Origin of the sequence: Lapillicoccus sp., assembly GCF_036559105.1 — a bacterium.
In the GTDB taxonomy this organism is placed as follows: Bacteria; Actinomycetota; Actinomycetes; order Actinomycetales; family Dermatophilaceae; genus Lapillicoccus.
The window spans coordinates 1-25205 of the sequence record NZ_DATBTV010000051.1 but is presented as its reverse complement, the minus strand read 5'-3'; the positions used below and the strand labels follow the sequence as shown (position 1 = coordinate 25205).

Below are 25205 nucleotides of genomic sequence, written 5' to 3'. Positions count from 1 at the left end.
TCAGGCGGCGGGCATCGGCGAGCCGGTCGCATACGCGGCCTCGCGCTCGTCCTCGGTCATGCCGCCCCAGACTCCGTACGGCTCGCGGACCTGCAGCGCATGAGCGCGGCACTGGACCAGCACCGGACACGTCTCGCATACCTGCTTGGCCGCAGAGTCCCGGTTGCGCCGGGCCGGGCCGCGCTCGCCCTCCGGATGGAAGAACACGTCGGGGCTCTCGCGTCGACACAGACCCTGCAGCTGCCAGTCCCACAGGTCGGCCACCGGCCCCGGCAGCCTGGAGATCTCCGCCATCTCGCCTCCTGGTCGTGAAGGGGTTCCGGCGTCCCGACTCGCCGCGAACCTTGGGTTGGGGCCCCGTCGGCAGGCTCGCGGCCCCTGAGGAACCCGCGACAAGGTCGTATCGGCAGTCCTCTACCCACTGGAGCGAGGATTAACGCGTCACGGAACGGTTACGTTTGCCCGAGTTGCCCCACCGACGGGAGGTGTGCCACAGCGCCCGCGCGGGTGTCGGTGACCGGGTATCGTTCGAGCGCTACGCGAAGAATCAGGAACTGGCTTGGGGGTGCGGTGAGCGCTGCTGCGTCATGGGCTGGGCGGGGAGCGTTCCCCCGTGGGCCCTCAGCCGATGTGCCTGATGACGACGCCCGCCGAGCCACGTTGTCCACGGGTCGGGACGGGCCCGTAACGACTGAGGCCCATGGCGCGATGGAACCGGTGGATGCGCAACCCACGTTGCGCGACCTCGCTGCCGTGGCCCGACGCGACGGTGGCGACGCGGCCGAGGCTCTCCTGGGACGCGTGCGGCAGCTGGCCCTGCGGTACGCACGGGCGAGGCTCGGACGTTTCGGAGCCGAGGACGTTGCCCAGGACGTTGCGCAGGAGGTGTGTATGGCGGTCCTCACCGGCCTACGCACCTACGACGACCGCGGCCTGCCGTTCGAGGCGTTCGTCTACTCGATCGCCGCACACAAGGTGGCCGACGCGCAGCGTCTGCTGATCCGCGGCCCCGAGGCCGTCGCCGACCTGCCCGATGGCGTCGAGGTGACCGCCGGGCCCGAGCAGCTGGCGCTGATCCGCGACGAGGCGAGCCGGGCGATGGCCCTCATCCGCACCCTGCCGTCGCAGCAGCAGGAGATCCTCACCCTGCGCGTCGCCGTGGGGATGTCCACGGAGGAGACGGCCGCGGCCCTGGGCATGACGGCGGGCGCGATCCGGGTCGCCCAGCACCGGGCCCTGACCACCTTGCGCAAACAGCTGACGGCCGGCCTGGATGGGGTGGCGTCATGAAGCCGACCCCGCTGAGCTCCGTGCTGGCCGACGACCTGTTCCTCGACCGGGTCGGCGCCCGCCTCGACACCGACGGCGAGCTGGGCTCGATGCTGCTCGCCGTCGCGCACCATGCCGACACCCCCATCCCCAGGCCGATCGTGGGCCGTCGGGTACGCCGCCATCGCGGCCTGACCGTGCTCGCCGCCCTCGGTGTCGCCGTCTCCGGTGCCACGGTCGCCGCGGCTGTCGAGCTGGGGCCGGTCCCGCCGGACCAGGCGTCCGGCCTCCCGCACTCGCGCTCACTCCTGCCGCAAGGGTTGCCGGCCCTCGTCATGCCCTTCCTCAACGGCACGCCGTTCCAGGGTCGCCTCCTCGTTCCCAACGGCAGCCTCCCGACCGTGCCCACATCGGGCAGCGCCAGGGCCGCCGGACTTCCCGGGGCGGTTCCGTCGATCGAGGTCGGCGTCCCGGTCGCGGCCGCGACGGCGATCCAGGAGGCCCAGCTCGACCGTCAGGATCAGCAGGAGGCCCGCCAGACCCAGGCCAAGGGCTCGACGGCCGGAGGCCAGGGCGCTCAGGGCGCTCAGGGCGCTGAGGGCACTCAGGGCACTCAGGCTGCCTCCGGCGGTGAGCCGGACGATCAGTCCGATCAGGGCGGGAAGACCGCCGCCGCTCCTGCGGCACCCAAGCCGCCGAAGCCGGAGCAGAACCCCCCGACGAACCAGGCCAACCAGGGCACGGTGCCGCAGGCCAACCCGGGCAACGGCGCGGCGAACGGGCACGCGAACGGGATCGTCAAGGGGAACGGCAACGCCAACGGCCGCGCCGCGACCGGCTCGACGGCTTCGACGGGATCCACCATGTCGACCGGCGGCACCGGGTCGACCGGCGGCACCATGTCGACGGGGTCGGTCCCGGGTGACCCGGCGGGTTCGGGCGCGCCGACCCAGGGCAAGGCCAAGGGCAAGAGCGGCGACACGACGTCCGCCGGTAGCGGGTCGACGAAGAGCGCGAACGGTGAGGCCCCTCCTCACCCCGCCGGCACCACCACCGACAGTACGGCGACCACCACCGACGCCCCAGGATCGGGCGGCCAGTAGCCCTCGGCGGAGGTGCCCCGGCCGAGGTCCTCGAGAGGTCCGGTCAGTGACCCGCCGGTCGGCCCGGCCGCGTCGGGATCCGCGTCACGGCGCCCGTAGACTGGGACGATGAGCTTGGGTTTCCCCGACCCCTCCGAGCAGTCCGCCGACCTTCTCGCCCCGTTGGGTCTCACCTACGACGACGTGCTCCTCCTGCCCGGAGAGACCGACGTCATCCCGAGCGAGGTCGACACGACCACCCGGCTGACCCGCGAGATCAGCCTGCGCGTCCCGCTCGTCTCGAGCGCCATGGACACCGTCACCGAGTCCCGGATGGCCATCGCCATGGCCCGCCAGGGCGGCATCGGCGTCCTGCACCGGAACCTCTCGATCGAGGACCAGGCCTACCAGGTCGATCTCGTCAAGCGGACCCAGACCGGGATGATCTCCAACCCGGTCACCATCAGCGCGGACGCCACCCTAGAGGACCTCGACGAGAAGTGCGGCCAGTACCGCGTCTCGGGCCTGCCCGTCGTCGACACCGACAACCGGCTGCTCGGCATCATCACCAACCGCGACCTGCGCTTCACCCCCGTCGCGGAGTGGGCCACGACCAAGGTCGACGAGGTGATGACCCCGATGCCCCTGGTCACCGCGCCGGTCGGGATCAGCCGCGACGACGCGACGGCCCTGCTGCGGCAGCACAAGCGCGAGCGGCTGCCGATCGTCGACCCCGACGGACGGCTCGCGGGGCTCATCACGGTCAAGGACTTCGTCAAGTCGGAGCAGTTCCCGCATGCGAGCAACGACGACCACGGCCGGCTCCTCGTCGCGGCCGCGGTCGGCTACTTCGGCGACGCCTGGCAGCGGGCGTCGCTCCTGGTCGAGGCCGGGGTTGACGTCCTGGTACCTGACGTCGCCAACGGTCACGCGCGGCTCATGCTCGACATGATCCGCCAGATCAAGTCCGATCCCGCCACCCGCCACGTGCAGGTGCTGGCCGGCAACATCGCCACCCGCCAGGGCGCCCAGGCCCTCGTCGATGCCGGCGCCGACGGGGTCAAGGTGGGCGTCGGACCCGGCTCGATCTGCACCACCCGTGTGGTCGCCGGCGTGGGCGTGCCGCAGGTCACGGCGATCCACGAGGCGGCCCAGGCGGCCCGCCCCGCCGGCGTCCCGGTCGTCGGGGACGGTGGGCTCCAGTACTCCGGTGACATCGCCAAGGCCCTGGTGGCCGGCGCCGACACCGTGATGATCGGGTCCCTGCTGGCCGGGTGCGAGGAGTCGCCGGGCGAGCTGGTCCTCGTCAACGGAAAGCAGTTCAAGGCCTACCGCGGCATGGGGTCCCTGGGGGCGATGGCCTCCCGGGGCAAGAAGTCGTTCTCCCGCGACCGCTACTTCCAAGCCGACGTCGACAGCGACGACAAGATCGTCCCGGAGGGCATCGAGGGCCAGGTCCCCTACCGCGGACCCGTCTCGGCCGTCGCCCACCAGCTGATCGGCGGCCTCCACCAGTCGATGTTCTACGTCGGCGCCCGCACCGTCCCCGAGCTCAAGACCCGCGGCCGGTTCGTCCGCATCACCTCGGCGGGCCTCAAGGAGAGCCACCCGCACGACATCCAGTCGATCGTCGAGGCCCCGAACTACTCGGCCCGGTGACCCGCCGGCCCGCCCTCACGGAGCAGGCCCTCGCCCTCTTCGCCGTGTCGGCGGACGATCTCGACGGCGTCCAGACCGCAGCCCGAGCGGTATGCGACGACGCCCACCTGGCCGAGTGGGTCGACCGCACGGCCACGGACCTGCGGGCGGCGATGGGCGAGCCGTCCCCTCCGCCCGCCCTGACGCCCCGGCCCGAAGGCGACCCGGCGGTCCTCGCCTACCTGCCCGTCGTCGCCTTCGCCGAGGCGCTGCCGGCCACGCTGGCCTGGGCCGACCACGTCGGGCTCGCGCCGAACCTCATGGCCGCCACCATGCGCGACGTCGGCCGGATGCTGCGGCGCAACCGGGTGTGGTTCGGGAACGCCGGCCTCGGTGACGAGCTGGCCGGGTGGCTGCCGCGGCACCTGGTGGGGTCGATCCTCGAGATCGGGCGGCTCCAGCACGAGCGGTGCATGCCCGGGATGCGCACGTCGGCCTGGTTCCTCGCCGAGGGCGCGGACTGGTCGCCGGGGGAGCCGGGCGTCAACCTCCACATCCCCGAGTCGGGGCCGCTCGACCCCGGCGCCGTGCGCGAGTCGCTGCGGGCGGGGCGGACGGTGATGCGCCGCCGGTTCCCCGACCAGCGGCTTCGGGTGCGCTACTGCATCTCGTGGCTGTTGGACCCGCAGCTGCTCGAGTACCTGCCCGAGACGTCGAACATCGCGCAGTTCCAGCGGCTGTTCCGCGTCGGACCGGCGAAGGACGACGACGGCGACTCCTCGGTGCGCAAGTTCGTCTTCGGCAACCCGGCCGGGCCGGTCGAGTCGCTGCCGCAGCGCTCGTCACTGGAGCGGGCCGCCGTCGCGCACTGGAGGGCCGGCCGACACTGGCGGGTGCACGTTGGCCGGGTGGCCTGAGCCGTCGTGCCCACGCCGTTCAGCGAGGTGGTCGCGTCGGCGCACTGGCGCGCCCAGGCGCAGAGCTGGATTCGCGAGCGGGTGACGACGTCCGGTGGGCGGGTCGTCGGCGAGATCACCCAGCCACGCATCCGGCCGTGGTCCACGCAGCTGGTCGTCCCCACCGACGGCGGGCGCCTCTGGTTCAAGGCGAACTGCCCGGCGCTGGCCTTCGAGCCCGCCGTCCACGCGGCGCTCGCCCGGCTGGATCCGGCCGAGGTCGACGAGCCGTTCGCCGTCGACGCCGGACGTGGCTGGGTCGTCACGCGCGACCGCGGCGTCACCCTCGGTGACAGTCACGAGGCGACGCTCGCCGACTGGCAGGCCGTCGTCCGGGTGGCCGCTCGTCTGCAGCGCCGGCTCTCCGACCACGGACCCGAGCTTCTCGCTGCCGGGCTGCCGGACTGCGCGCCGCATACCGTTGCCGCCCGCTTCGCGGAGCTGGTCGATGGCCTTTCCGGGCTCCCCGCGGGGCACCCGTCGCACCTCGACGCGGCTCTGCGGCAACGGCTCCGGGACGCATCCGGCCTCGTCGAGGACGCCGTCCGAACCCTGCTCGCAGGGCCGATGCCGACGTCGCTCCAGCACGGCGACCTGCACCCCGGCAACGTGTTCGGGGTCGACCGGGGCCTTCGGCTCTTCGACTTCGGGGACGCGCAGTGGGCGCACCCGCTGGAGAGTCTCGCCGTCCCGTGGGGATGGGTCCACCGGCGCACTGCGCTGCCGTGGCCGGCGATCGTCGAGGCGTACGCGTCGGTGTGGGCCGACGTGATCGACGCCGTGGAGCTGGAGCGGCTGCTGTCCGCCGCCTTCGTGACCCAGCCGGTGAACCGCGCGCTGACCTGGTGGGGAGCGGTCGCCGACGCGTCCGCTGAGGAGCTGGTCGACTGGGGCGACCGATCGCGGTTCTTTCTCGAGCTCGCCCTCGAACCGCTCCCCTGACCACCCCTCACCCGGTTCGTGCTCTGGACCGCAGGGAAAACCGCCTCGGAACACCACGAACCCGGGCCGCGTTGGGGGCCGCCCGCCTCCGGGTAGGCTCGCGCGGTGCGTCAGCGAGGGGTAACGACACGATGACCGAGATCGAGATCGGCCGGGGCAAGCGGGGCCGCCGCGCCTACTCCTTCGACGACATCGCCGTCGTGCCGTCGCGTCGCACGCGCGATCCCGAGGAGGTCTCGGTCGCCTGGCAGATCGACGCCTACCACTTCACCATCCCGGTGATCGCGGCGCCGATGGACTCGGTGATGTCGCCGCAGACCGCCATCGCCCTGGGCAAGCTCGGTGGCCTGCCGGTCCTCGACCTCGAGGGGCTGTGGACCCGCTACGAGGACCCGGAGCCGTTCCTCGAGGAGATCGTCCGCCTCGAACCGGTCAAGGCGACCGCGCGGATGCAGGAGATCTACGCCGAGGACATCAAGCCCGAGCTCATCGCGGAGCGGCTGCGCGAGATCCGGCAGGCGGGCGTCACGGTCGCCGCTGCGCTCAGCCCGCAGCGGACGCAGCAGCACTGGAAGACCGTCGTCGACGCGGGCTGCGACCTGTTCGTCATCCGCGGGACGACGGTCAGCGCCGAGCACGTGTCCGGTCGGGCCGAACCACTCAACCTCAAGCGGTTCATCTACGAGCTGGACATCCCGGTCATCGTCGGCGGCGCAGCCTCCTACACCGCGGCGCTGCACCTCATGCGCACCGGTGCCGCCGGGGTGCTGGTCGGCTTCGGCGGCGGCGCGGCACACACGACCCGGCTCACCTTGGGAATCCACGCCCCGATGGCCTCGGCCATCGCCGACGTGGCTGCGGCCCGCCGCGACTATCTCGACGAGTCGGGCGGCCGCTACGTGCACGTCATCGCCGACGGCGGCGTCGGTACGTCGGGCGACATCGTCAAGGCGATCGCCTGCGGGGCCGACGCGGTCATGCTCGGCGCCGCGCTGGCCCGGGCCAGCGACGCCCCGGGCAGCGGGTACCACTGGGGCCCCGAGGCCCATCACAGCCAGCTGCCGCGCGGCGAGCGCGTCGAGGTCGGCGCGACCGCCCCGCTCCAGGAGATCCTCTTCGGCCCGGGCCGGGTGGCCGACGGGACGACGAACCTCGTCGGAGCCCTGCGCCGAGCCATGGCGACGACCGGGTACTCGGACGTCAAGGAGTTCCAACGGGTCGAGGTCGTGGTCTCGCCCTACATGCACGGCTAGCTTGTCTGGAGCGGTCGCGCTTCTCTCAGTGACCGGCCGGTGACGTCCGCGGCTCGTCGCGCCACGACCGCCACAGCGCCGCGTAGGCACCGCCGGCCTCGATCAGCTCGTCGTGGGTCCCGAGCTCGGTGACGACGCCCTCGTCGACCACGGCCACCCGGTCGGCGTCGTGCGCCGTGTGCAGACGGTGCGCGATGGCGACGACCGTACGTCCCGAGACGACCGCGGCCAAGGACCGCTCCAGGTGCCGCGCTGCGCGTGGGTCCAGCAGCGAGGTGGCCTCGTCGAGCACGAGGGTATGCGGGTCGGCCAGCACCAGCCGGGCCAGCGCGAGCTGCTGCGCCTGGGGGGTGGTCAGCACGTGCCCCCCGCTGCCGACGAGCGTCTCCAGCCCGCGCGGCAGCCCCAGCGCCCACACCCGCGCGTCGACCGCCTCGAGGGCGGCGAGCAGGGTGTCCTGCGTCGCACCGGGCCGGGCGAGCAGCAGGTTGTCCTCGAGGGTGCCGACGAACACGTGGTGCTCCTGCGTGACCAGGGCGACCTCGCCGCGCAGTTGGTCGAGCTCGAGGTCGACCAGCCGCACGCCGCCGACGTCGACCCGGCCGGCCCGCGGGCCGTCGATGCCGGCCATCAGCCGCCCGAGCGTCGACTTGCCCGCCCCGGACGGACCGACGATGGCCAGCCGCTCCCCGGGCACCAGGTCGAGGGAGACGCCGTTGAGCACGTCGCGACCGGACCGGTACGCATACCGGACGTCCTCGACCTCGAGCCGGCCGTCGCGCGGTGTCTCCCCGCTCGCCTTCCGGTCCGGGGGCACGTCGGCGATCCCGATGACCCGGGCGAGCGAGGTGGCGCCCACCTGAATCTCGTCGAGCCACATGAGGAGCTCGTCGAGGGGCATGGCGAGCGCCGTGACGTAGAGCGCGACCGTCGTGACGGTGCCGACGGTCGTCTGGCCCTGCGCCACCAGCCAACCGCCCCAGAGCAGCGTGACGGCGACGGGGAACAGGTAGGCGATCTCGACCTGGGGGAACCACCACATCCGCAGGCGCAGGGTGTACATCTCCGCGTCGTAGGCGTCGCTGATGGCGTGGTCGATCCGGGCCCGCCGCCGATGGCCCAGGCGCAGCGCGTCCACGGTGCGGGCGCCGTCGACCGACTCGGTGACGACGCCGTTCATCACCGCGTAGGTGGCCCGTTCGCGCAGGTAGCCGGCCGGCGCGTACCGGAGGTACCACCGCGTCGAGAGCCACAGCAGCGGGAACCCGACGACGATGGCCAGGGCCACCATCCAGCCGGTGAGGAACGCCGCGATGCAGGTGATCACCACGGTGACGACGGCCACGAAGATCGACGGGATCCCGAACCGGGCGACGTGCGACAGCGCCTCGACGTCGTTGGTCGTGCGCGAGACGAGGTCGCCGGTACCGGCGCGTTCGACCGTCGACAGCGGCAGCGAGACGACGCGGTCCATGAACTGCTCGCGCAGCTCGGCGAAGAGGTCCTCGCCCATCCGGAACGACGACCGGCGCGCGAACCATGTCAGCACCGTCTGGGCGACCACCGCGACGGCCAGGCCGACGCCGAGGCGGTCGACCGTCGCGACGTCGCCCTGCTGGGTGACCGTGTCGACGAGCAGGCCGACGATCCGCGGGGCGGCCAGCGCGGCCACCGCCGCGAGCGCGTGCAGGCTGACGACGAGGACCAGCTGGCGGCGGTGCCGCAGCAGCATGCCCTTGGTATGCATACGCACGGAGGACATCTCGGCGACGGGCAGCGTGGCCCGCGTCGGCGGTGTCATGAGGAACGCCATCAGTCCTCCCCTCGGATCACGACGGCCCGGTAGGCCGGGTTGGTGTGGAGCAGCTCGTGGTGCGTACCGCGCGCCGTGACGATCCCGCCCTGCAGGAACAGCACGCGGTCGGCCTGGTCGAGCAGCAGCGGGCTGGCGGTCATGACGGCGGTGGTCAGCCCCTCGCGGGCCGCGGCCAGGCGGCCCGCGATGCGCACCTCGGTATGCGCGTCGACCGCGCTCGTGGGCTCGACGAGGACCAGCGTCTCGGCCCCGGTGAGCAGGGCCCGGGTCAGCGTGAGACGCTGCCGCTGGCCTCCCGAGAACGAGCGCCCGCGCTCCTCGACCTCGCTGTCGAGGCCGTCGGCCAGCGCCTCGAGGACGTCCTCGCCGCTGGCGACGGAGAGCGTACGCAGGATCGTGGCGTCGTCGAAGCGGCCCCACGGGTCGAGCTCGTCGCGCAGGGTGCCGGTGAACAGCCGCGGGTCGGACTCGCTGACGACGACCCGGCGGCGGACGGTCTCGACCGGGAGGTCGAGGAGGGAGGTCGACCCGAGGCGAACGCCGGCGGCGTCCTGCCCGAACCGGCCCAGCCGGTCCGCGAGCGCCGCCGAGTCCTCCGGGCGCGCCGACACGACGGCGGTGAGCAGCCCGGGCTCGATGACGACGCCGCTGCGCTCGTCGACGAGCGGAACGCCGGGGGCCGGTTCGGCGGCGTGCCGGGACGGGTCCGGGTGGTCGCGGTGGTCGGGTTGCACGGCGAGCACCCGGATCAGCTTCCGGGCGCCGATGTGGGCCCGGCTGAACCGGTCGACGAACTCGGTCGCCGTGCGCAGGGGCAGCACGAGGAACGCGGAGTACCCGTAGAACGCGACGAGCTCGCCGACGCTGATGTCGCCCTGGAGCGCGTAGCGCGCCCCGAGCCAGGTCACCACGAGGACGAAAGAGCCGGGCAGCAGGACCTGGGCGGCGTCGAGGGCCGCCTGCACGCCGGCCACCCGGTACCCGACCTGGCGGACCTGCTGCGACTGACCCGCATACCGGCGCAGGAAGGTCTGCTCGCCGCCGATGCCGCGCAGTACCCGTAGCCCGGCGACGGTGTCGGCACCGAGGCCGATCAGCCGGCCGGACTCCTCGCGCTGGTGGGCCTGGCGCTTCTGGAGCGGCCGGACGATGAAGGCGAGGAGGGCGACGAGCACCGGCACGCCGACGAGGACGACGAGACCGAGGGTGCGTGACGTGCTGAGCAGGATGACCGCCACGACGACGTAGCTGACGATCGCGCCGACCATCCGGGCGAAGACGTCGTAGAGGCCGCCGAGGCGCATCGCGTCGGAGGCGACGACCGCGACCACGTCGCCGGTGGGCGTCTGGCGGGTCATGGCCTCGCCGACGTCGGCGCTGTGCCAGCCGACCAGCTGGATGGAACGGAACGCCGCGCGCAGCCAGTTCGTGACGGCGAACCAGTGCCGTCCAGCGCCGGCCAGGGCGCTGACCACGCCCAGCCCCACGAGGACGCCGCACCAGAGGAGCAGCTGCTCGGCCTGGCCCTCGACGATGCCCTGGTCGATGGCTCGGCTCATCGCGGCGGGGAAGAGGGCCTGGGTGACCATCCACACGACGCCGAAGAACGTGGCCACCGTGAGCGTGCGCCATTGACCCCGCCCCACCCAGCCCAGGAAGCTCAGCGGGCTGCGCAGGTCCGGGGTGCCCGGATGCTCGTACGGAAGGCGCACAAGGATTTACCGTACGCGCGAGAACTGACGGCTCCCACCGGTTTTCGCTCGAGGCAGTCTGCGCGGCCACCGGACTGCTGCTCGACGCTCGGACGGCTAGCCGGGCACTCGCGCGTCCTCTTCTACGCTGGTCGTCATGGCGAGCGAGACCACGGCCGGCTTCGGTGTCGAGAACGTGCGCGGCGTGCCGCACGGCAGCCGAGGGGCGGTCGTCGCCGTCGGTGCCGTCTTCGCGATCAACGGCCTGGCCATCGGGGCATGGGCCGGCGTTCTTCCCGCCCTGCGCACCCGCCTCGGGATCGACGCGGGGACGCTCGCGGTGCTCCTCTTCATCGTCGGGGTGGCCGCCGTCGTCTCGATGCAGGTCGGCGGCCGGATGGCCGACCGGGTGGGCGCTCGCCGGGTCACGCTGACCGCCCTGCCGCTGATGATCGCGGGGGCGGCCGTCCTGGCGTTCGCCGGCTCGTTCCCGCTGGCCGTCGTGGCCGGCGTCCTCCTGGGCCTGGGGAACGGCGCGACCGACGTGGCGATGAACGCGCTCGGGGTCGCGGTCGAGAAGGCCCGGCCGATGCCGGTGATGAGCCGGTTCCACGCCTTCTGGAGCATCGGCTCCTTCGGGGGCGCCGCGGTGGTGTTCCTCTGTGCCTGGCTGGTCGGTGACGACAACGGTTCGGTGATCCTCCCGGCCATGCTCGCCATCGTCGTGCTGGCCGTCGTGGGCCTGCTCGTGACGGTCCGCTGGATCCCCGAGACCGAGCCGGTCTCGCATACCGTCGACGGCCGGAAGGAGCCGATCCCGCCGATCGCGTGGCTGCTGGGCGCGATGGCCGTGTGCTTCGGGCTCATGGAGGGGACGGCCTACGACTGGTCCGGAGTCCACATGGCCGACGTGGCCGGCGTCGATGCGGGCACCGCGTCGATCGCCGTGGTCACGGTGACCCTGTTCATGGTCGCCATGCGGCTGGCGGGGGACTGGGCCGTGGCGCGGTTCGGGCACCGACCGGTCGTGTGGTTCGGGGCGGTCGCCGCGGCGATCGGGTATGCGATCACGGTGTTCGCGACGCCGTTGCCGGTGCTGCTACTGGGCTGGGCCTTCGTCGGGTTCGGCGTGGCGATGATCGCACCACAGGTGTACGCGACGTCGGGATACCTCGGGGGCGGGCGGATGCTCGCGGTGGTGGTGACCTTCGGCTACGCGGCGTTCCTCAGCGGTCCCGCGGTCCTGGGGTGGTTGGTGCACACGTACGGCGTGCAGAAGGCGATGCTGCTGCCGTTCGCGCTGTCGTTCGTGCTCGTGGTCATCACGCGGTGGATGCCGGCGATCGAGCGGGGGACGTCCGACTCGGTCAGCGAGTGAGCGCCCGGCTCCTACGGGGCCGCACGGACCAGCGGGCGGACGCCGTCGTTGCGCGTCGCCGCCGCCCACGCGGCGGCCACGTCGTCGAGCGGGTGGATGTGATGGTCCACCACGAGCGCACCGGACGCCGTCAGCCGCAGCACCTCCCCGAGCGCCACCGCCCGTTGGGCCGACGTGATGGCGTTGTTGGTGTACCCCAGCACGCTCGCCGATCGGCCCCGCAGCACCGCCGACGACAGTTCGGCGACGTCGCCGCCGAGGCCGCCGAGGTTGACCAGTCGGCCGCCCGGAGCCAGGGCGTGGCACGCGGCCAACGCCGACGGCCCGAACACCGGGTCGACGACGACGTCCACCGCTCCGCCCGCGGCCGACACGAACCGCCGGCCGAGAGCCGCCGGGTCCGCCGTCTCGTCCTCCACCACCCGCACGACCTCGTCCGCCCCCGCCCTCGCCGCCCGCGCCTCTGCGGCCGCCGACCGGCATACCGCGACGACCCGAGCCGCCCCGAGCGACCGGGCGGCCGCGACCGCCGCCTGCCCCACCGTCCCGCCGGCGCCGAGCACCAGCACCCGCTCGCCCGGTTGCAGACCCGCGCGCCAGGTCAGGCACATCCACGCCGCGATCCCGGACGTCCCGATCGCCGCGGCGTCCTCGTCGGCCACTTCGCCGGACAGCGGCACCACGTCGTCGGCGGCTACCGCACACGTCTCGGCCAGGCTGCCGTCACCGGGCGCCATTCCGGCCGAGGTCGCGAACCAGACCCGCGTCCCCGCCTCCAGCGACGGCGACCGCACCACTCGGCCGACCCCCTGGACGCCCGGCACGTACGGCAGCGCCGGCTCCCCGAAGTACGACGTCCCACTCGCGCACAGCAGGTCCAGCGGCACGACCGGCGCGACCGTCACCGCCACGAGGGTCGAGCCCTCCGCCGTCGGACGCGTGCCGACGACCGGCGCCGACGCGTACGCCTCGATCAGGGCCGCGCGCACGTCAGGTGGAGATGTCGGGGTACGGGAGGGTGAGGTGTGTCATCGCGGCGCCGTAGGCCAGCTGGTACTCCAGTGGTCCGTGGTCGCGCTCGAACAACGCGATGAACAGCGTGAGCGTGAGGAACGGGTGGGCGCCCATCCCGAACAGCGTCACGTGGTCCTGCTCCACCAGCGCCTGGCGCTCGTCGTCGGTGAACGCCAGCCAGGTGCTCGCCTCGCCGGTGTGCGCCCCGAGCAGCCGGTTGGCCATCGTCTCCTCCCACCAGACGACGGTCCCGGCGGGGTCCTCGCGGTAGCGCTCCACGAGCTCCGGGTCGCGGTCGACGGTGAAGAGGAACTTGTCGAGCAGGTACTTGCTCATGCCGGCGCCCCCTCCGAGGACTTCGGGTACCAGGTGAAGTACGCCTCCATGGTGTGGAACAGGTCGAGCGAGTCGACGTGGTCCGCCGCCACCCCGTCGCCGGCCGCCCCCATCATCAGCATGAAATCCATGAACCCATGCGTGGCGTTGCCCGGCGCGTGCAGGCTGTCCAGCGTCACCTCACGCAGGCACCCCTCGACGTCGCCGGTGGCGATCCACTCGACCGCCTTCCGGTCGAAGTCGGGATCCGGCCCGTGCGGTCCGAACTGGCGCGGGCCACCCAGCTCGAGCGACAGGTGACCGGTCCCGACGATCGCCACCCGCAGGTCCGACGGCCAGCTCTCGACCAGCCGCCGCAGCGTTCGGCCCAGCTCGACGAACCGCTCGGGCCGCGGCATCGGCGGCGCGAAGATGTTGGTGTAGACCGGCACGATCGGCAGGTCCGCCTTCGGCCGCAGCGTGATGATCGGGCAGGTGATGCTGTGATCGATCCGCAGCTCGTTGCTGAACGCCAGGTCGAACCCTGCGTCGATCCCGTCACGCAGCACGTGCGCCGACAGGTCCTCCTGCCCGTGCAGCGTCATCCTCGGCAGCCCGAACTCGCGCTCCTCGTTGTAGAAGTTCGCGTCGTAGAACGGCGCCTTGCCGACGAGGAACTGCGGCATGTTGTCCAGCCACAGCTGGTGGAAGTGGTCGCTGCCGACCATGAGCAGCACGTCGGGCCGCGCCCGCGTCAGGGTCTCCCGGAACCGCTCGATCTTCTCGACCCACTCGTCCGCGAACGGCGGGCGGTCGGCCCCCGTCGACGTGCTCGCGCGGTAGTAGAACGGGTGGTGCGTCGAGGCGATGACGGCGGCGACCGTGGCCATTCGGTTCTCCTCCAACGGTTTTCGAAGGTATGCGGGTCAGGTCTGGTCCGGCGGCACGTAGTAGGCGCCGCGGTCGACGGCGAGGTAGACGTCCATACCGACGGGGCGCCGACGCTCCTCGGCGAGCTGTCCGAGCAGCCCGGCCGCCCGCGCGAGGAGGGCGAACCCGCGCAGCAGCTCGACCGGCAGGCCGAGGTCGGCGAGGGCGGCACCGCATACCCCTGCGCCGTTGAGCGGCAGCCGGCGGCCGAGCACCCGCTCGTGGACCCGGCCGACCGCCTGGAACAGCCGCAGGTGCGGTCCGCGCAGCCCCTCCTCCTCGGCGATTCGCAGGAGGACCGGCGTGCGGGGGTCCTCGACCTTGTGGACCGGGTGGCCGAGGCCGGGGACGAACCGCCCGGCCTCACGGGTCCGGGTCACCGCGGCCAGCGCCAGCGCGTCCCACCCGGCGACGTCGTTCGGGAGGTCGCCCTCGACGTCGACGATCACGGCGTCCAGGAACTGGCCGCAGTCCTCGGTGACCCCGAGGAACCGGGAGCCGCCACCGAGCAGGCCGGCGGCCAGAGCTCCCTGAAGGGAGTCCGGCGCCGAGAGGTAGGTCAGCCGGGCGGCGATCGCCGTGGGGGTGAACCCGTGGTCGGCCAGCGCGACGAGGACCGCCTCGAAGACCCGGACCTCCGACGGCGTGGGCCGGCGTAGCGCCACCAGCCAGAAGGCCAGCTCGCCGAACCCGACGTGGCCCATGAGGTCGGCGGTGAGGTCCTGGCCGAGCAGCCGGATCTGGTCGGCATCGGAGGTGCCGAGCGAGGTGGGCACCCGCAGCGGTTCGGTCATACGGAGGGCTCCTCACCCAGCCAGCGGCGGATCTCGGCACCGTGCTCGTCGAGGGCCGGCGGCGGGAGCCGGTACGTGGGCGGGGTCTCGGACAGCGTGATCGGGTTGCGCACGCTGCGGACCGACGCGCCGGACGGCCCGACATCGACGACCGGGTCGAGCCCGATGCCCTCCGCGAACGCGACCCCTTGGTCGACGGTGTTGATCGGCCCGCACGCGATCCCGGCGGCGGTGATGTCGCGGAACCATTCCATGGTGGTCCGGGTCGACAGCCGCTCGACGAGGAGCGGCCGCAGCTCGTCGCGCCGCGCGGTGCGGTCGGGGTTCTTCGCGAACCGCGGGTCGTCGGCGAGCTCCGGCACGCCGAGCACGTCGACGAGCTTTCCGAACTGCTGGTCGTTGCCCGCCGTGACGACCAGCTCGCCGTCGGAGCAGGGGAGCGGTTCGTAGGGGAACAGGCTCGGGTGGCTGTTGCCCATCCGGTAGGGCACGACGCCCGCGGCGACGTAGGCGCTGGTGTGGTTGACCATCCCCGACAACGCCGACGACAGCAGGTTGACCTCGACGTGCTGGCCGCGGCCGGTCTCCTCGCGACGGTGCAGCGCGGCCAGGAGCCCGATGGTCGCATGCATCCCGGCCATGACGTCGAACACCGAGATGCCGGCGCGGTAGGGCTCGCCGTCGGCGGGTCCGGTGAGGCTCATCAGGCCGGAGATCGCCTGGACGATGAGGTCGTAGCCGGGCAGCGTGCGACCCTGCTCGCCGCTGCCGAAGCCGCTGATCGACGCATACAGGACGCGGGGGTTCGCCGCGGCGACGGAGTCGTAGTCGAGGCCGTACTTCGCGAGGCCGCCGGGACGGAAGTTCTCGATGACGATGTCGGCGCGCCGGGCCAGCTCGCGGGCGAGGGCCGCGTCGGTCTCGTCGGCGAAGTCGAGGGCGACCGACCGCTTGTTGCGGTTGATGCCGAGGAAGTAGGTCGAGACGCCGTCGTGGACCGGTGGGACCCAGGACCGGGTGTCGTCGCCACGCGGGCCCTCGACCTTGACCACCTCGGCGCCGAGATCGGCGAGCAGCATGGTGGCGTATGGGCCGGCGAGGATGCGCGAGAAGTCCGCGACGAGTAGCCCGTCGAGGGGTCCCGCGGCGGCGTCGCTCACGTACGCGTCTCCTCAGCACGAGTCGGTATGCGGACAGTCGTCCGTCATCGGTGCTCAGAGTCGCAAGCCAGACCTAGGAACGTCAAGGGGAGCCTTGACACGAGTGTCCGTAGTGCGGACGATCGTCCGCAGACGTCACACCCCGGACGTCATCGACTCGAGGAGGAGCCATGGAGGGACCTGGCCAGCCCAGCCCGTCCGCCGTCGTGTTCCGGCACGGCACCGTCCTGACCATGGACGACACCCACCGGGTGCTGACCGACGCCGACGTCCTCGTCGTGGGCGACCGGATCGCCGAGGTCGGCACGGGTCTTACGGCCCCCGACGGCGCGCTGGAGGTCGACGCGTCGGGCGGCATCGTCATGCCCGGCATGATCGACACGCACCGGCACATGTGGCAGACCGCCATGCGCGGCTACGGCGCGGACTGGACGCTCACCCAGTACTTCGTCTGGTACTACCTCGAGCACGGCCGGCGGTTCCGTCCGGAGGACATCCGCGCGGGGAACCTGCTCGGCGCGCTGGAGGCGCTCGACGCCGGCGTCACGACGACCGTCGACTGGTCGCACGGGCTCCAGAGCGTGGACCATGCCGAGGCGGCGGTCGACGCGCTGCGGAGCGTGCCGGGCCGGTTCGTGCTGGCGTACGGCAACATCCAGGCGGGGCCGTGGGAGTGGACGGCGCAGCCCGAGGTGCAGCGGTTCCTCACCGGGCTCCGCGACGCGGGCGACGACCGGCTCGGCGTGCAGCTGGCCTTCGACGTGACCGGCGACCCGGCGTTTCCCGAGAAGGCGGCGTTCGAGGTCGCCCGCGAGCTCGGGCTCCCGGTGACCACGCACGCCGGGGTGTGGGGCGCGACGAACGACGACGGGATCCGGCTCATGCACGAGCACGGGTTCATGACACCGGAGACGACCTACGTCCACGCCGCGACCCTCGACAAGGACTCCTACCTGCGGATCGCCGCGACGGGCGGGTCGGTGTCGGTGTCGACCGAGTCGGAGCAGAGCGCCGGTCAGGGGTACCCGCCCACCTGGCAGGTGCGCCGCTACGACATCCCGGTCTCCCTGTCCATGGACACCAGCGTGTGGTGGAGCGGCGACCTGTTCTCGGCGATGCGGACGACGCTCGGCGCGGACCGGTCGCGGGAGCACCTCGAGGCCCACGTCGAGGGCGACACCGTGACCCACGTGCACCTGCGCGCTGAGCACGTCGTCGACTGGGCGACGCGAGGTGGGGCTCGGGCCCTCGGCCGGGACGACCTCGGGCGACTCACGCCGGGCGCGAAGGCCGACGTCGTGCTGCTGAAGAACGACGAGTCGCCGGTGTCCTTTCCCCTGCTGAACCCCTACGGACATGTGGCGTTCCAGGCGCAGCGGGGCGACGTGCATACCGTGCTCGTCGACGGGGTGGTCGTGAAGCGGGACGGGAAGCTGGTTGGCGCGGACCTCGCCGCCGCGCGCTCCGCGATCGGGTCCACCATCGACTACCTGCGCGGCGACATGGGCGAGGAGACGTGGCAGCAGGGGATGAACCCCGACCTGCCGTCGGACGACGACGTCCTCGACAACCCGTACACCTACACGGAGTACAAGTCGTCGGCGACCAGAGAGGCCCGCGAGTCGCTGTTCGGGGACTCGTCGGCCGGCTAGCGATACTGGGACCCATGGCCGGACGAGGAAGCGGACCGGACTTCGTCGAGGCGCTCGCCCGTGGCCTCGACATCCTCACCTGCTTCGACGCGCGACGTCCGACGATGACCCTCAGCGAGGTGGCGGTCGCCGCCGACCTGGCCCGGCCCACTGCCCGGCGGCTCCTGCTCACCCTCGCCGAGCTGGGCTACGTGCGGGTGGAGGACGGCGCGTATGCGCTGACGCCCCGGGTTCTCGGGCTCGGCACGGCATACACCTCCTCGCTCGGCCTGTGGGCGATGGCCAGGCCGCACCTCGAAGCGCTGGTGCACCAGACGGGGGAGTCCTCGTCGATGGCCCAGCTCGACGGGTCGGACATCGTCTACGTCGCCCGGGTCGCGGTGCCGAAGATCATCGCGCTGCGGGTCGACATCGGGACCCGGTTCCCCGCCGAGCGGACCTCGCAGGGGAAGGTGCTGCTCGCGGCGCTGCCCGAGTCCGAGGTCGCGCGCGTCGTGGCCGAGCCGTCGCGGTCCGGTTTGCCCCCGGCACCGGAGCGGCCCCTGCGGGACCTGCAGCGGGAGCTGACCCGGGTCCGCGCCCAGGGATGGGCGCTGGCCGACGAGGAGCTGGCCCCTGGCGTCCGCTCGGTGGCGGCACCGGTGCGGGACGGTTCCGGGCTGGTCCGGGCGGCCATGAACGTCACCGTTCACGCGGCGGAGACGTCCACCGAGCATCTGCTGCAGGTCCACCTGCCACGCCTGCTCGAGACGGCCAGCCGGATCAGTGGCGACTGGGCCGCCTGGGGCGCTCGCCCGCAGGTCGAGCTGGTCCCCGGCGCCTGACCGGCCGCAACAACCGACGACACCGTCGATGGTTGCGGCGTCCTGAGCCTGAGGCTGCAACGACCGACAGCGCTGTCGGTTGTCGCGGGGCACCGCTGAGCCGGTCAGCCGGACGCCGCCGCGCGCCGCAGGGCCGCGACGGTCTGCTCGACGTCGGCCTCGTCCGTGGTCCAGTTGCTCACCGAGATCCGCAGCACGCCTCGGTCACGCCATCGGGAGCCGGAGATCCAGGTGCTGCCGTCCGCGATCAGCCGCGCACCGACCTCCGTCGTCCGGGCGTCGTCCTCGAAGGCGAAGCACACCTGCGTGTAGACGACGTCGTTGAGCACCTCCGCACCTGGAACCGACCTCACGCCCTCGGCCAGCGCGGCCGCCCGGGCGGTCAACCGCTCGACGAGGTCCCGAACCCCGGACCGCCCGAGCGAGCGCAGCGCGGCCCACACCGGGACCCCACGCGCCCGCCGAGACATCTCGGGAACGCGCTCGTACGGGTTGCCCGGTCCCTCGGGGTCGGCCGCCGCGAGGTAGTGCGTGTGGACCGCGAACGAGTCCCGCACGGCCGCCCGGTCGCGGACGGCGGCGATCCCGCAGTCGTACGTCACGTTGAGGGTCTTGTGCGCGTCGGTCGCCCACGAGTCGGCGTCCGCCATCCCCGCCACCAACGACGCCAGACGCGGAGACGCCGCCGCCCAGAGCCCGAACGCCCCGTCGACGTGCACCCACGCGTCGCGCGCGTGCGCCATCGGCACGAGCTCGACGAACGGGTCGAACGCGCCCGAGTGGAGGTTTCCCGCCTGCAGGACGACGATCACCGCCTCCCCGTCCGGGACGGAGTCGAGGGCCGCCGCGAGCGCGTCGACCCGCATACGTCCCTCGTCGTCCGCCGCGACGAGGGTCGGGGCGCCGAACCCCAGGTACCGCAGCGCGAGGTCCACGCTGTCGTGCCGCTCGACACCGGCGAGCACGTGGACCGGCGGTGCGCCGTTGAGCCCACGGTGCTCCACGTCCCACCCGACGCCCGCCAGCACGGCGTGCCGCGCGGCCGCCAGCCCGACGAAGTTGGCCGTCGTCGCCCCGGTGGTGAACGAGACCGCTGCGTCCGCCGGGAGGGCCAGCAGGTCGAGGAACCAGGTACCGGCGGTCTCCTCCAGGGCGACCACGCCCGGCGTCGGCGAACGCATCCCGGCGTTCTGGTCCCACGCGCTGACCAGCCAGTCCGCCGCGAGCGCCGCCGGCAACGTGCCACCCATGACCCACCCGAAGAACCGGCCCGACTGGATCGCCATCAGCCCCGGCTCGGCTCCGCGGGCCATCTGCTCGACGACCTCCCTCGGCGCCGTCGGCCCGTCCGGCAGCGGACCGCCGACCGCGTCGAGCACCGACTCCACCGACTCAGCCGGCGGGACCGGACGCATCTCCAGCGACGCGAGCCAGTCGAGCGCCAGCTCGTGCGCCCGGGCCAGGGGTTCCTCGTATGCGTCTCGTCCTGCTCCCACCATCGAACGGTAGCGGGGTCAGAAGATCGAGTAGGCGCCCTTGGCCAGGAAGAAACCCTTCTTGCCCGCGGTGTTGATGCAGGTCACGCCGATGCTCTCGCTGACGCACTGGAACGGTGACCCCTGGTCCTGCGCGATCGCGCCGTACTGGAGCACCTGGGCGCCCGGCTGGATCATCGTGTCGCTGTTGCAGATCGGCTTCGGGGTGTCCCCGCTCCACTCGATGCGGCCGACGTCCTTGGCTCCGCCGCCGCTCGTGTCGCAGGTGCCGGCCGGCGGGGTCACCCGGCCGTCGCGCACCTCGCAACCGGCGGGCACCGCTCCTGAGGCCGCGATCGAACAGTAGATGTTGCCGGTCGGGCTGGTGAACTGCGGCTTGGCGCCGGCGTCGACCTTCCCGGCCGCGAAGTGCTGCATCGCCTGCTCGTACGTCTTCGGCGGCTGCAGCGCCGGGGTCGTGGTCGTCGTCGTCGTCGGAGTCTTGGCCGAGGTCGACCCGGACGACGGCGTGACGGTGATGGTCGTGGTGAGCGGTGTGACGGGCTCGCCGCCGCCGCAGGCACTGACGACGAGCGGGACCGCGGCGAGCGCGAGGGCGCCGACCGCGGCGCGCAGTCGGCGCTGGGGGGTCGTCGTCGAGGGCAGCACGGCGGGCATCACGGGGCACAAGGGTGCCACAACGACGCTCCACGCCCGCCTCGCGAACCCCGGTCGTCCGCGGACGCGCGCGGCGCATACTGCCTCGTCATTTAGCCTGGGACCGTGCTGAGGACGATGCTCAAGCCGCGCTGGCTGGGGCTCCTCGGGGCGCTCGTCGTGCTCCTCGTGGCGTTCACCTTCCTCGGTCTCTGGCAGCTGAGCGTGGCGCGCGACGACGCGCAGCGCGAGGCCATCGCCGCCGCGCCGCTGCAGCCGCCGGTCGCCCTCGGGTCCGTGATGGTGCCGCACTCCCCCTTCCCCGGGGACGCGTCGGGGCGGCCGGTGACGATGACCGGGAGCTACGACGCCGCCGGCCAGGTGCTCGTGGCCGACCGCCGGTTGGACGGGGTCGCCGGGTACTGGGTGCTGACCCCGTTCGTCGTGGACGCCACCGGCGTGTCCGGCTCGGCCCGGATCGCCGTCCTGCGGGGCTTCGTGACCGACGGGACCGGCGGGGGTCCGGCTCCGTCTCCGGCCGGCCGGGTCACGGTGGCCGGCACCCTGGCGCCGGGGGAGTCGCCGGCCTCGTCCAGCGCCGCCCTTCCGCCCGGACAGCTCGGGTCGGTCGACCTCGCCCGGCTGGTCAACCTGTGGCCGGGTGACCTCTACAACGCCTTCGTGTTCGCGACCGCCGAGTCGCCGGACTCGAGCCCGGGGGTGCAGCGCGTGCCTCCGCCGCCGGTCCCCACCGGGCTGACCTGGCGCAACGCCGCGTACGCCCTCCAGTGGTGGGTCTTCGGTCTGTTCGCCGCCTACATGTGGTGGAGGATGGTCCGGGACGACCATCGCCGCGACCAGGCTGCGGCCACCACGACCGACACCGACGCAAGCCCCGCGGGAGCGACCACGTGAGCACCTACCCCACGACCATGGCCAAGCCGGCCCAGATCCGCACAGCCCTGCGCCTCTACCGGGTCATGGCGATCATCGCCGGCATCGCCCTGTTCGTCCTCATCGCTGCGATGTTCGTCAAGTACGGCCCCCCGCAGAACCCGAGCTTCTCGGCCGTCTGGAGCCCCATCCACGGGTTGATCTACCTCGTGTACGCGGCGTCGATCGCGAACCTGGGGCTCAAGTCGGCCTGGGGCCTCAAGCGGATCGTGCTCAACCTGCTCACCGGGTTCGTCCCGATCCTGCCGTTCGTCGCGGAGGCGCGCGTGACGCGGTCGACCGAGGCGTTGCTGTCGCGGGCCTACCTCACCGGAGACGGCTCCGCCGACGGTTAGCCGGGGTCCTCGCGAAGCATCGGAGCGAAGCGGAGAGCTTCGTGGGGTGGCTAGGCTGAGCGCGTGGACGATGAGCTCCAGGCCCGCCCGGTTCTCGTCGTCGACTACGGCGCCCAGTACGCGCAGCTCATCGCGCGTCGCGTTCGTGAGGCCAAGGTCTACAGCGAGGTCGTCCCCCACACCGTGCCGGTCTCGGCACTCCTGGAGCGCAACCCGGCCGCGGTGATCCTCTCCGGCGGACCGTCCAGCGTGTATGCGCCGGGCGCGCCGGCCCTCGACGGCACACTGCTCTCGGCCGGGGTCCCGGTCTTCGGGATGTGCTACGGGTTCCAGGCGATGGCCCAGGCGCTCGGCGGGACGGTGGCCCACACGGGGACCGGGGAGTACGGGCATACTCCGGCTTCGGTGTCCGACCTGGCGTCGACGCTGTTCGACGGGCAACCCCCGGAGCAGTCGGTGTGGATGTCGCACGGCGACTCGGTGACCGGGGTGCCGGCGGGAATGCGGGTGACCGCCTCCACGTCCGGCGCGCCGGTGGCGGCGTTCGAGGACGACGAGCGGCGGCTCTACGGCGTGCAGTGGCATCCCGAGGTGATGCACTCGGAGTTCGGCCAGCGGGTGCTGGAGAACTTCCTGTGGCGCGGCGCGGGCCTGTCGGCCGACTGGACGCCGTCCAACGTCGTCGAGTCGCTGGTCGAGCGGGTGCGTGAGCAGGTCGGTAACGCGCGGGTCCTGTGTGCGCTGTCCGGCGGCGTGGACTCGTCGGTGGCGGCCGCGCTGGTGCAGCGGGCGGTCGGCGACCAGCTGACCTGCGTGTTCGTGGACCACGGGCTGTTGCGCGAGGGGGAGTCCGAGCAGGTCGAGAAGGACTTCGTCGCGGCGACCGGGGTGAACCTCGTCGTCGTCGACGCCCGGGAGCAGTTCCTGTCGGCGCTGGCTGGGGTGGCGGACCCCGAGGAGAAGCGCAAGATCATCGGGGCGCAGTTCATCCGGGTGTTCGAGCAGGCGGCGCGCGACGTCGTGGGGTCGGCGTCGTCCGAGGGGCACCCGGTGGAGTTCCTCGTCCAGGGCACGCTCTACCCCGACGTGGTCGAGTCCGGCGGCGGGGAGGGCGCGGCCAACATCAAGTCGCACCACAACGTCGGCGGGCTGCCCGAGGACCTCCAGTTCACCCTGGTGGAGCCGCTGCGCTCGTTGTTCAAGGACGAGGTGCGCGCCGTCGGGCTGGAGCTCGGCGTCCCCGAGGTCATCGTGTGGCGGCAGCCGTTCCCGGGTCCGGGGCTGGGGATCCGGATCGTCGGCGAGGTGACGGCCGAACGGCTCGACGTGCTCCGTCGGGCGGACGCCATCGCGCGGGCCGAGCTGACGGCGGCCGGCCTGGACCGGTCCATCTGGCAGTGCCCGGTCGTCCTGCTGGCCGACATCCGGTCGGTGGGCGTCCAGGGCGACGGCCGCACCTACGGCCACCCGATCGTGCTGCGCCCGGTCTCGTCGGAGGACGCGATGACCGCCGACTGGACGCGGGTCCCGTACGACGTGCTGGCGCGGATCTCGACGCGGATCACCAACGAGGTGCGCGAGGTCAACCGGGTGGTGCTGGACATCACGAGCAAGCCGCCCGGCACCATCGAGTGGGAGTGACTCTCCACACCCGTCACCCACCCGTCACTCCCGCCCCATCGCTCCACGGTTGAGCCCCGATTCCACGGGATCCCGTTGGGCGCACGCTCGCTGGTGGCGTCGGCGGCGGTCCACACGCTGTGCACATCTCGTCCCACCATCCACAGCAGGCGTGCCGGGCCATCCGGCCAGGGCGGAGTCCCGCGACGCTCGTGGCCATGAACGAGCTGCTGCGCCTGCGTCTCCTGGCGAACTCCGGCGTGGTGCACACGGCCGAGCTCGCCGCCGCGGGTTACGACCGACACGCCACCCGGGCGCTGGTGAAGAGTGGAGAGCTCGTCCGCGTGCGAGCGGGCTCGTTCGTCGGCGGTGACACCCTCCGCGCCGGCCACGCCGCGGGGCGCCATGTGCTCACGTGTCGGTCCATCGCGCGCCGGCTGCACGGCTACGCGGTGACGGACCTGTCCGCGGTGGCCTGCCGGGACCTCCCGGTGCTCGCGGCGGACATCGGCCTCGTCCACCTCGCCCAGGTCGGCTCGGGGCGGGCTCGCCGGTCGGGCGTCGTCCGGGTCCACCCGCCGGTGGAGGCCTCCGAGGTGCTCCCGCACCAGGGCGTGCTCGTCGTCATCCCCGAGGTCGCCGCGCTCCGGGCCGCGGAGCGGTCGATGCGGGCCGGGCTCACTGCCGCCGACGCCTGCGTCCGTAGGCGGCTGACCACGCCCGCCCGACTCCTCGCCCTCGCCGAGTCCCACCACCTCGGCTTTGCTGCCCACCGCGTCGCCGGACTCGCGACCGGACTGTCAGAGTCTCCCAGTGAGTCCTGGACCCGGTTGGTCCTGGACGGTCTCGGCGTCGTGCCGAGCAGCAGGTGGTGATTCGTGACCACGACGGCCGGTTCGTCGCCCGCGTCGACGTCCTGCTGCCCGGCCTGCGCATCGTCGTCGAGGTCGACGGCGCGGTGAAGTACGCGCGTTTCGACGGCCGGAACGCGCTGATGCGCGTGAAGCGCCGAGAAGACGCCCTCCGTGCTCTGGGCTATCGCGTCGTCCGCCTCACCTGGTCGGACCTGCGCCGCCCGGAGCGGGTGCTGGCGGCGCTCGATCTCGGCATCCGCACCAGCGCATGAGGAGCGCCAGCGGACAACGGACGTCAGGCCTCGGCGAGGGCCTTGACAGCGGCCAGGCGACGGTCCCAGGTGTCCGCGAGCGACGACAGCCACGTCGCCGTCTCCGCCAGGGCTTCGGTCCGGACGGCGAACCGCACCCGCCGGCCGAAGTGAACGCGCTGCACGAGGCCCGCCTCCTCGAGCACCCGTAGCTGCTTCTCGACCGCCTGGCGGGTGATCTCGAGCAGCGCCGCCATCTCCGCCGCGGAGCCGCCGCCCTGGGCCACGGCGTCGAGCAGCCGTTGCCGGGTCGGGTCGCCGAGGGCGGCGAAGACCTCGACCGGC

The 25205-nt window shown here is 72.6% G+C and carries 25 protein-coding genes; 14 read left to right on the top strand and 11 right to left on the bottom strand.

Annotation, left to right across the window (positions count from 1 at the left end; all coding sequences use genetic code 11):
* The gene (locus VIG79_RS06945) at positions 1–294 is read right to left on the bottom strand and encodes a WhiB family transcriptional regulator (protein ID WP_331883866.1); all 294 of its coding nucleotides are present in this window, start codon (positions 292–294) and stop codon (positions 1–3) included.
* Between the two features lie 414 nt (positions 295–708).
* Here VIG79_RS06945 and shbA point away from each other — a divergent pair, with 414 nt between their 5' ends.
* From shbA to VIG79_RS06915, 6 genes are all read left to right on the top strand, one after another.
* Complete coding sequence (shbA, locus tag VIG79_RS06940; protein ID WP_331883864.1) at positions 709–1290, top strand: RNA polymerase sigma factor ShbA; 582 nt, start codon at positions 709–711, stop codon at positions 1288–1290.
* Entirely contained in the window at positions 1287–2372 is a 1086-nt protein-coding gene (locus VIG79_RS06935; protein ID WP_331883861.1) for a hypothetical protein, read from the top strand. Before shbA ends, VIG79_RS06935 begins: the two co-directional genes overlap by 4 nt.
* Before the next feature lie 108 nt (positions 2373–2480).
* Positions 2481–4010, top strand: a complete 1530-nt coding sequence (gene guaB / locus VIG79_RS06930) for an IMP dehydrogenase (protein ID WP_331883858.1) — start codon at positions 2481–2483, stop codon at positions 4008–4010.
* Complete coding sequence (locus tag VIG79_RS06925; RefSeq protein WP_331883855.1) at positions 4007–4906, top strand: acyltransferase domain-containing protein; 900 nt, start codon at positions 4007–4009, stop codon at positions 4904–4906. The genes guaB and VIG79_RS06925 overlap by 4 nt, the downstream gene beginning before the upstream one ends.
* A 6-nt stretch (positions 4907–4912) precedes the next feature.
* Positions 4913–5887 carry an aminoglycoside phosphotransferase family protein gene (locus VIG79_RS06920; protein WP_331883852.1) on the top strand — a complete coding sequence of 325 codons (975 nt, stop codon included), beginning with the start codon at positions 4913–4915 and terminating at the stop codon, positions 5885–5887.
* Between the two features lie 131 nt (positions 5888–6018).
* Entirely contained in the window at positions 6019–7140 is a 1122-nt protein-coding gene (locus VIG79_RS06915; protein WP_331883850.1) for a GuaB3 family IMP dehydrogenase-related protein, read from the top strand.
* Between the two features lie 25 nt (positions 7141–7165).
* On the opposite strand, the gene VIG79_RS06910 is transcribed toward VIG79_RS06915, so the two are convergent.
* Entirely contained in the window at positions 7166–8953 is a 1788-nt protein-coding gene (locus VIG79_RS06910; RefSeq protein ID WP_331883848.1) for an ABC transporter ATP-binding protein, read from the bottom strand.
* Positions 8953–10668, bottom strand: a complete 1716-nt coding sequence (locus VIG79_RS06905) for an ABC transporter ATP-binding protein (RefSeq protein ID WP_331883845.1) — start codon at positions 10666–10668, stop codon at positions 8953–8955. Before VIG79_RS06905 ends, VIG79_RS06910 begins: the two co-directional genes overlap by 1 nt.
* Before the next feature lie 136 nt (positions 10669–10804).
* Between VIG79_RS06905 and VIG79_RS06900 the strand changes: the two genes are divergently transcribed.
* Positions 10805–12025 carry an MFS transporter gene (locus VIG79_RS06900; protein ID WP_331883843.1) on the top strand — a complete coding sequence of 407 codons (1221 nt, stop codon included), beginning with the start codon at positions 10805–10807 and terminating at the stop codon, positions 12023–12025.
* Between the two features lie 11 nt (positions 12026–12036).
* On the opposite strand, the gene VIG79_RS06895 is transcribed toward VIG79_RS06900, so the two are convergent.
* The 5 genes from VIG79_RS06895 to VIG79_RS06875 are packed head-to-tail and all read right to left on the bottom strand — an operon-like array spanning position 12037 to position 16238.
* Entirely contained in the window at positions 12037–13014 is a 978-nt protein-coding gene (locus tag VIG79_RS06895; protein ID WP_331883841.1) for a zinc-binding alcohol dehydrogenase family protein, read from the bottom strand.
* 1 nt (position 13015) lies between these two features.
* Positions 13016–13375 carry a hypothetical protein gene (locus VIG79_RS06890; protein WP_331883839.1) on the bottom strand — a complete coding sequence of 120 codons (360 nt, stop codon included), beginning with the start codon at positions 13373–13375 and terminating at the stop codon, positions 13016–13018.
* On the bottom strand, positions 13372–14244 hold the full coding sequence (locus VIG79_RS06885; RefSeq protein ID WP_331883837.1) for a hypothetical protein: 873 nt from the start codon (positions 14242–14244) through the stop codon (positions 13372–13374). The genes VIG79_RS06890 and VIG79_RS06885 overlap by 4 nt, the downstream gene beginning before the upstream one ends.
* A gap of 36 nt (positions 14245–14280) precedes the next feature.
* Positions 14281–15078: a citryl-CoA lyase gene (locus VIG79_RS06880; RefSeq protein ID WP_331883835.1), complete on the bottom strand. Its 798-nt coding sequence runs from the start codon at positions 15076–15078 to the stop codon at positions 14281–14283.
* Positions 15075–16238 carry a CoA transferase gene (locus tag VIG79_RS06875; RefSeq protein ID WP_331883833.1) on the bottom strand — a complete coding sequence of 388 codons (1164 nt, stop codon included), beginning with the start codon at positions 16236–16238 and terminating at the stop codon, positions 15075–15077. Before VIG79_RS06875 ends, VIG79_RS06880 begins: the two co-directional genes overlap by 4 nt.
* Before the next feature lie 170 nt (positions 16239–16408).
* Here VIG79_RS06875 and VIG79_RS06870 point away from each other — a divergent pair, with 170 nt between their 5' ends.
* Together VIG79_RS06870 and VIG79_RS06865 are read left to right on the top strand one after the other, a co-directional pair.
* Positions 16409–17890, top strand: a complete 1482-nt coding sequence (locus VIG79_RS06870) for an amidohydrolase family protein (RefSeq protein ID WP_331883831.1) — start codon at positions 16409–16411, stop codon at positions 17888–17890.
* Between the two features lie 14 nt (positions 17891–17904).
* Positions 17905–18714 carry an IclR family transcriptional regulator domain-containing protein gene (locus VIG79_RS06865; RefSeq protein WP_331883828.1) on the top strand — a complete coding sequence of 270 codons (810 nt, stop codon included), beginning with the start codon at positions 17905–17907 and terminating at the stop codon, positions 18712–18714.
* A gap of 104 nt (positions 18715–18818) precedes the next feature.
* Here VIG79_RS06865 and VIG79_RS06860 read toward each other — a convergent pair whose 3' ends face one another.
* Both VIG79_RS06860 and VIG79_RS06855 read right to left on the bottom strand, forming a co-directional pair.
* Complete coding sequence (locus tag VIG79_RS06860; protein WP_414672596.1) at positions 18819–20210, bottom strand: pyridoxal phosphate-dependent decarboxylase family protein; 1392 nt, start codon at positions 20208–20210, stop codon at positions 18819–18821.
* Between the two features lie 18 nt (positions 20211–20228).
* A complete protein-coding gene (locus tag VIG79_RS06855; protein ID WP_331883825.1) occupies positions 20229–20870 on the bottom strand; it encodes a hypothetical protein in 642 nt (213 codons plus the stop codon).
* Between the two features lie 102 nt (positions 20871–20972).
* Between VIG79_RS06855 and VIG79_RS06850 the strand changes: the two genes are divergently transcribed.
* The 5 genes from VIG79_RS06850 (at position 20973) to VIG79_RS06830 (ending at position 24881) form a co-directional block, all read left to right on the top strand.
* Positions 20973–21761, top strand: coding sequence for an SURF1 family protein (locus VIG79_RS06850; RefSeq protein WP_331883823.1), 789 nt, complete (start codon positions 20973–20975; stop codon positions 21759–21761).
* Positions 21758–22135, top strand: a complete 378-nt coding sequence (locus VIG79_RS06845) for a DUF3817 domain-containing protein (protein WP_331883821.1) — start codon at positions 21758–21760, stop codon at positions 22133–22135. Before VIG79_RS06850 ends, VIG79_RS06845 begins: the two co-directional genes overlap by 4 nt.
* A 63-nt stretch (positions 22136–22198) precedes the next feature.
* Entirely contained in the window at positions 22199–23776 is a 1578-nt protein-coding gene (guaA, locus tag VIG79_RS06840) for a glutamine-hydrolyzing GMP synthase (protein ID WP_331883819.1), read from the top strand.
* A gap of 197 nt (positions 23777–23973) precedes the next feature.
* Entirely contained in the window at positions 23974–24630 is a 657-nt protein-coding gene (locus VIG79_RS06835) for a type IV toxin-antitoxin system AbiEi family antitoxin domain-containing protein (protein WP_331883817.1), read from the top strand.
* Positions 24627–24881: a hypothetical protein gene (locus VIG79_RS06830; protein WP_331883815.1), complete on the top strand. Its 255-nt coding sequence runs from the start codon at positions 24627–24629 to the stop codon at positions 24879–24881. Before VIG79_RS06835 ends, VIG79_RS06830 begins: the two co-directional genes overlap by 4 nt.
* Before the next feature lie 23 nt (positions 24882–24904).
* Here VIG79_RS06830 and VIG79_RS06825 read toward each other — a convergent pair.
* The coding region (locus VIG79_RS06825) for a metalloregulator ArsR/SmtB family transcription factor (RefSeq protein WP_331883812.1) at positions 24905–25205 on the bottom strand (301 nt) is incomplete at its 5' end.

Bases quoted from the DNA above. Each gene is read 5' to 3' on its own strand.
- VIG79_RS06945 (WP_331883866.1), bottom strand. From the start codon at position 294: ATGGCGGAGATCTCCAGGCTGCCGGGGCCGGTGGCCGACCTGTGGGAC.
- shbA (WP_331883864.1), top strand. From the start codon at position 709: ATGGAACCGGTGGATGCGCAACCCACGTTGCGCGACCTCGCTGCCGTG.
- VIG79_RS06935 (WP_331883861.1), top strand. From the start codon at position 1,287: ATGAAGCCGACCCCGCTGAGCTCCGTGCTGGCCGACGACCTGTTCCTC.
- guaB (WP_331883858.1), top strand. From the start codon at position 2,481: ATGAGCTTGGGTTTCCCCGACCCCTCCGAGCAGTCCGCCGACCTTCTC.
- VIG79_RS06915 (WP_331883850.1), top strand. From the start codon at position 6,019: ATGACCGAGATCGAGATCGGCCGGGGCAAGCGGGGCCGCCGCGCCTAC.
- VIG79_RS06910 (WP_331883848.1), bottom strand. From the start codon at position 8,953: ATGGCGTTCCTCATGACACCGCCGACGCGGGCCACGCTGCCCGTCGCC.
- VIG79_RS06900 (WP_331883843.1), top strand. From the start codon at position 10,805: ATGGCGAGCGAGACCACGGCCGGCTTCGGTGTCGAGAACGTGCGCGGC.
- VIG79_RS06890 (WP_331883839.1), bottom strand. From the start codon at position 13,375: ATGAGCAAGTACCTGCTCGACAAGTTCCTCTTCACCGTCGACCGCGAC.
- VIG79_RS06885 (WP_331883837.1), bottom strand. From the start codon at position 14,244: ATGGCCACGGTCGCCGCCGTCATCGCCTCGACGCACCACCCGTTCTAC.
- VIG79_RS06880 (WP_331883835.1), bottom strand. From the start codon at position 15,078: ATGACCGAACCGCTGCGGGTGCCCACCTCGCTCGGCACCTCCGATGCC.
- VIG79_RS06870 (WP_331883831.1), top strand. From the start codon at position 16,409: ATGGAGGGACCTGGCCAGCCCAGCCCGTCCGCCGTCGTGTTCCGGCAC.
- VIG79_RS06865 (WP_331883828.1), top strand. From the start codon at position 17,905: ATGGCCGGACGAGGAAGCGGACCGGACTTCGTCGAGGCGCTCGCCCGT.
- VIG79_RS06835 (WP_331883817.1), top strand. From the start codon at position 23,974: ATGAACGAGCTGCTGCGCCTGCGTCTCCTGGCGAACTCCGGCGTGGTG.